Annotated in this window: 6 protein-coding genes and 1 pseudogene; 6 read left to right on the forward strand and 1 reads right to left on the reverse strand. The window is 67.5% G+C overall.

All coding sequences use genetic code 11. From position 1 onward, the window contains the following. Positions 1–439 (forward strand): annotated as a pseudogene (locus G3N94_RS39270) (acetyl-CoA C-acyltransferase); the annotation flags it as partial. 71 nt (positions 440–510) lie between these two features. Continuing rightward, positions 511–1,284: an ABC transporter substrate-binding protein gene (locus G3N94_RS39275; RefSeq protein WP_205799581.1), complete on the forward strand. Its 774-nt coding sequence runs from the start codon at positions 511–513 to the stop codon at positions 1,282–1,284. Positions 1,285–1,484: 200 nt separating this feature from the next. On the opposite strand, the gene G3N94_RS39280 is transcribed toward G3N94_RS39275, so the two are convergent. After that, positions 1,485–1,655: a hypothetical protein gene (locus G3N94_RS39280; protein WP_205799582.1), complete on the reverse strand. Its 171-nt coding sequence runs from the start codon at positions 1,653–1,655 to the stop codon at positions 1,485–1,487. Positions 1,656–1,905: 250 nt separating this feature from the next. Between G3N94_RS39280 and G3N94_RS39285 the strand changes: the two genes are divergently transcribed. The 4 genes from G3N94_RS39285 (at position 1,906) to G3N94_RS39300 (ending at position 5,655) form a co-directional block, all read left to right on the forward strand. Continuing rightward, entirely contained in the window at positions 1,906–2,172 is a 267-nt protein-coding gene (locus G3N94_RS39285) for a hypothetical protein (RefSeq protein ID WP_205799583.1), read from the forward strand. Between the two features lie 255 nt (positions 2,173–2,427). After that, positions 2,428–2,760, forward strand: a complete 333-nt coding sequence (locus G3N94_RS39290; protein ID WP_205799584.1) for a hypothetical protein — start codon at positions 2,428–2,430, stop codon at positions 2,758–2,760. A gap of 179 nt (positions 2,761–2,939) precedes the next feature. Then, the gene (locus G3N94_RS39295; protein WP_205799585.1) at positions 2,940–3,332 is read left to right on the forward strand and encodes a TraR/DksA family transcriptional regulator; all 393 of its coding nucleotides are present in this window, start codon (positions 2,940–2,942) and stop codon (positions 3,330–3,332) included. Positions 3,333–3,384: 52 nt separating this feature from the next. Continuing rightward, positions 3,385–5,655 (forward strand): FAD-dependent oxidoreductase, encoded by a 2,271-nt coding sequence (locus tag G3N94_RS39300; protein WP_205799586.1) that lies wholly within the window; start codon positions 3,385–3,387, stop codon positions 5,653–5,655. Positions 5,656–5,817: the final 162 nt, after the last annotated feature.

The raw sequence follows: 5,817 nt of genomic DNA on the forward strand, positions 1-5,817 counted from the left end.
GGCGGACGGCTCGGCGGCCTGCGCGGTGGTGTCCGACGCGATGCTGCACACGCTCGCGACGCCGCCGCTCGGGCGGATGGTCGCGTGCACGGTCGCGGGCTGCCGGCCCGACGAGATGGGCGTCGGGCCCGTGCCGGCCGTGCGCCGGCTGCTCGAGCGCACGGGGCTCACGGTCGCGGATATCGGCCTCTGGGAGCTGAACGAGGCGTTCGCGTCGCAGGTCGTGCATTGCGTGGACGCGCTCGGATTGTCGTACGAAACGGTGAACGTCAACGGCGGCAGCATCGCGCTCGGCCATCCGTACGGGATGACCGGCACACGCATGGTCGGCCACGCGCTGCTCGAAGGGGCGCGCCGCGGTGTTACGCACGTCGTCGTGACGATGTGCATCGGCGGCGGGCAGGGCGCGGCAGCGCTGTTCGAGGTCGCCCGCCCGTAACACGCAAGTGATTTCCTCACATCGAACGGCGCAGGCCGTTCGATTCACGAAGACTACTCTGGAGACTGACGATGACATTGCTGCAACGACTGACGACCGCCTTCTGCGCGGCACTGATCGGTACCGCGAGCGTAGCGGCCCATGCCGACGATCTCGACAAGGTGAAGCAGACCGGCAACCTGACGTTCGCGCTGACCGGCAAGTACCCGCCGTTCAGCTTCATCGACGAATCCGGCAAGCTGAACGGCTTCGACGTCGACATCGGCAACCGGATCGCGGGCCGGCTCGGCGCGAAGCCGGTGCCGGTGATGACCGCGTGGGACGGCATCGTCGGCGGGCTGCTGGCCGGCAAGTACGACGCGATCATCGGCAGCCTCGCGATCACCGACGAGCGGCTGAAGGCGGTCGACTTCTCGCAGACCTACTACCGCTCGGGCGCACAGCTGTTCGTGCCGAAGGGCAGCAGCGTGCAGGGCATCGACCAGCTGAAGGGCAAGGTGGTCGGCGTCACGCTCGGCGAAACCTACGAGGCGTGGCTGCGCAAGAACCGGCCAGACGTGCAGGTGAAGACTTACAAGGGGCTGCCGGACATCCTGATCGATCTGCAGAACCGCCGGATCGAAGGGTTCGTGACGGACCGCATCGCGGGCATCCTGACGATCCGCGAGAAGAACATCGACGCGAAGCCGGCCGGGCAGCTGCTGTATCCGGAGAAGATGGGTATTGCGGTGCGCAAGGACAGCCCGAAGCTGCGCGAAGCGATCAATGCGGCGCTCGATACGCTGCTCAAGGACGGCGAGTACGGCGCGATCAGCAAGAAATGGCTCGGTGAGGACGTGCGCTGAGCGCAGGCGGGCGGGGCGGGCGCGTCAGCGCCCGGTCGCGGCAGTCGAGCGACGCCGCAAGCCGGGCAGAAAATCGGGCAAAAAATCGGGTAACACCAGCCACGCCGGCGACACGCTCGCCCGGCGTGGAAGAATCACGTCACGCGATACGCAGTCCGTAGCAATTGGCGTGAACCCATATCGCCACGGGCCGTGCGTCGTCAACCTGAGGCCTGCGCAGCACCGACCTGCGGCGCGACGGTGGCGTCCTTGGGCTGCGCATCAGGCGCGGCGGGCATGGTGGAAGGCGCGACGGCGTGCTGGATCGTCGGCACGACCATCGTCGGAAACAGGGCCGCCAGCGCGACCCAGATAATGACGCCGAAAACCATGGCTGTCTCCCGAGTGTCGAGCGGATCGCACGCGCGCGCCGGCGCACGGTGCGCGCGTGCGGCCTGTCACCACTTTACGGCGCACCTTTGTGCAGGGGATTGATCGACCTCAAGCGCGCTGCGTCACGCGATTGCATCCGATGCGTCGATACGATCACGATAGTCGTCAGATTTCCGTCAAATGCGTTGCCTACACTGAGCGGGCAGTGCGGCAGGCAACGGCATGCGCACGAGCGGATCGGAGCACGCGATGGCATGGGACGATGAGGACGAACGCGAGTTGCGCCATGTCGAGGCGATGATCGACGAACTGTCGCGTGTCGACGCGCGCGAGTGCGCGACTGCGACGACGGCGGTGCTGCGGCCCGCGTACTGGCGTGCGCGGCTCGAGGCGATCGGCGGCCGGCTGCGGGCCGGCGGCCGCGCGGCGACCGTCGCGAAAACGTTGATCGCGCGTCTCGACGAACTCGAACGGCGACAGCCGCGCGATGGCGTGGGCAGATTCGGAAAACGTTAGCGGCGCTAACGAAGCGTGGCTGCAGCGCATGCGTCGCGCATTGGTCATATCGAATGCGGGATGAAGACATCACGCATGCCGCACAACAAGCACATCGACAAGCACATCGTTCGCCAGCCGGCAGGTGTGGAAAGCCCGCATTCTTTTGCGCACTGCACTCACGTCACACTGCGTGGCACGGTTTGCGCCGTCTTCGCGCCGTCACTTTCGTGCCAGAAGGCGCGGCGCGCCATTCGTTACGAGGAGCTCACAGCAATGCTGACCCCGCACGAATTGTCCACGCTGCTGCTGGTCGCGCAGGCACCGCAGCATGTCGATCGATCCAGTCCCGATTTCGACGCGCTCGTCTCGCAGGAGTACGTCGAACTGGTCTCCGGCGCGCCAGGCGAAACACCGCGCCCGGCGCTGACGCCGCAGGGTTGCGGCTTGCTTGCACGCATCGGCGTCGACACGTCCCGTCACGCGTCGACGGGCACCCAGGGAGCGAACCGCGAAGTCCGCCGGCTCGCCGCACGCAGCGCCGCGCGCGAGTGCGAAACGATTTCGCGTCGGTCCCCGCTTTTCGCGAGCACGTTCCGCGCCGCGTGATGCCGATCAACACACGTCTGCACATTGGGTTTATGCTGCGTCGAAGCGCCCGGCGTGTTGTCTGACCGGGTGCCGAACCGGCCGCGCGGCGCGTGCTCCGCACGCTTTTTCCGCGCGCCAGGCCACGCCGCATGCCGTGCCTGTCTGCGACCTGCGGAATCCGGAAAAGGAGCACGACGATGGCGCTCGACGAACAGCAATTGCAGACGCTGCATCGCAGGCTGAGCGAGGGCGAGCAGACGTTGCGAGCCGAAATCCGCGCGAGCGAGCACCAGCGCGCGTCCGAGTCGTACGCTGACCTGGCCGGCGCGGCGCCGGACGAAGGCGACGAGGCGAACGCCGATCTGTTCGTCGACGTCGATCATGCGTTGATCGGCATGAAGCTCGCGGAACTGCGCGCGATCGCGCGCGCGTTGCAGCGGATGCGCGACGGGAGCTACGGCGATTGTGCGGACTGCGATGCGCCCGTCGGCTACGAACGCCTGCTGGCGCGGCCGACGGCCGAGCGGTGCGCGCATTGCCAGCAGCTGCACGAACGGCGGTATGCGACGGGGACGCGCCCGTCGCTCTGACGCCGCGCACGATTCGCGAACCGTGGCGAACCGCCGAAAAGCGGGGAACGCGATGCGGGAAGTCGATTATCTGCTGATCGGCGGCGGTGTCGCGTGTGCGACCGCCGCGCAGACGCTGCGCCGCGAGGATGACGCAGCCAGCATAGCGATGCTGTGCGGCGAAGCGGAGTTGCCATACCGCCGTCCGCCGCTCACGAAGCTGCCTGATGCTGGCGATGGCGACGGCGATTCTGCCGCACATTCCGGCGCAAATCTCGCGCTGCACGACGCGGCGTTCTACGCACAGCTGCGGATCGATCTGCTGCTCGGCGCACATGCGACGCAGGTCGACCGGCACGCGCGCATCGTCCGGACCGACACGCATGGCGACTTCCACTACCGCAAGCTGCTGATCGCGACAGGCACGTCGCCGCGCGTGCCGCCGGTGCCGGGCATCGATCTTGCGGGCGTGCTGTGCCTGCATACGCTGGCCGACATGCGTGCGTTGCAGCATGCGCTCGCACGGGCGCGGCGGGTCGTGATCGTCGGCGCCGGCTTCATCGGCATCGAACTCGCCGCGACGCTGCAGGAGCGCGGCCTGCACGTGACGCTTCTCGAGCGCGAGCCGGTCGTGTTTCCGCGGCTGCAGTCGGACGACTTGTCACGGTTCTTCGCGCGCTGCTGCGCCGAGCGCGGGATCGCAGTTCGCACGAGCTGCGACGTCCACGCACTGCTGGGCGACGGCAATGTCGATGCGGTCGAGACGAGCGACGGCGATACGTTGCCGTGCGATGTGGCGATCATCGCCGTTGGCGTGACGCCGAACTGCGCGTTCCTCGCGGACACCGGCCTGCCGATCGACGACGGCATCGAGGTCGATGCATTCCTGCGCACGGCCGATCCGAACATCTATGCGGCGGGCGACGTCGCGAACTTCCACGATCCGATCTTCGGCGTGCGGCGCCGCATCGAGCACTGGGACAACGCGATCCGGCAAGGCAAGATCGCCGCGCGCAACATGGCGGGCCGCCAGGTGCCGTATCGCGACGTGTCGATCTTCTTCGGTGACGTGTTCGGCGTGTCGTACAACTTTCTCGGCGATCAGTCCGGCGCGACCGACGTAATCGGGCGCGGCACGATCGGCGACGGTCCGTATGCGTTGCTGTACCTGAAGGACGACGTGCTGCGCGCGGCATTCGCGGTCGACCAGCCGGCCGAGAGCATCGCATCGCTGGCCGACGCGATCTCGCTGCGGCTCGACCTGAAGACGGAGCAGGGGCGCCTGCACGATGTCCGCTTTCCGCTCGATCGCCTTCCGGTGCAGACGATGCTGATCCTGCAGGGCGGCGGCGCGCTCGGCGCGTTCGAATGCGGCGTCGCGCGCGCGCTCGACGAGCACGGGATCCGGCCGGACATCGTGTCGGCCGTGTCGATCGGTGCGTTCAACGGCGCGATCATCGCGAGCAATCCGAAGGCGCCTTCGCGCGCGCTCGACGCGTTCTGGCGCGAACTCGCGATCCCGCTGCCGGCTGCCGGCGGCCCGCAATGGCAGCAGATGATGCTGTCCGCGTATGTGTTCTGGTTCGGCGTGCCGAACTTCCTGCAGCCGCGCTGGTGGAATCCGCTGAACGGCATCGACTGGCTCTACGGGCGCACGACGAGCCTCTACGATCCGCATCCGATCCTTGCGCTGATTCAAAAGTATGTCGATTTCGATTCGCTCGGCGATAGCCCGACGCGTCTGCTGATCAGCGCCGTCGACGTGAAGACCGGCGAGCCGCGCATCTTCGACAGCTACGTCGACCGGCTGACGCCCGAGCACCTGCTTGCGAGCGGCAGCCTGCCGCCGGGGATCCCGTGGACGAAGCTCGACGGGCACGCGTACTGGGACGGCGGCATCGTCAGCAACTCGCCGCTGGACCTCGTGCTCGAGCGGTGCGGCCGGATCGGCGGGCGGATCTTCATCGTCGATCTGTTTACCGGCAGCAAGCGGATGCCGGAAAACCTCGTCGAAGTGATGCTGCGCCGCGAGGAAATCAGCTATATGGACCGCGTGCGCAGCGACCTGCGTTTCGAGGAATACGCGAACGACTTCAGCGATCTCGTCGGCAGCATCATGACGCAGGTCGCGGAGCCGGCTGCCAGCGCGATCCGCCAGCAGCCGCTCTATATCCGGCTGATGGGCAATCGCGCGCCGATCCGCATCGAGCGGATCGCGCTGCACCGCACGGGGCCCGTGTCGTTCGCGACCGACTACGATTTTTCGGCGTCGATGCTCGCTGAATTGCAGGCGCGTGGTTATGCGGAAGGATCGAAGGCGCTCGCCGGAGGCGACGCAGCGTGACGAAGCCGCACCGCCACCCGCCGCCAACATATCGAACCGGCATCACGCAACGGCGCCGGACCGCGCGATACTGAGCGTGTCGTGCCGGCCGCCGCGCGGGCCGATCGCCACGCCGTCGACCGGCGGGCGCCGCCGCCGGCGTTCCGGCACGACCCATGCATG

The sequence above is a fragment of the Burkholderia sp. Ac-20353 genome (assembly GCF_017104785.1).
Lineage (GTDB): Bacteria > Pseudomonadota > Gammaproteobacteria > Burkholderiales > Burkholderiaceae > Burkholderia.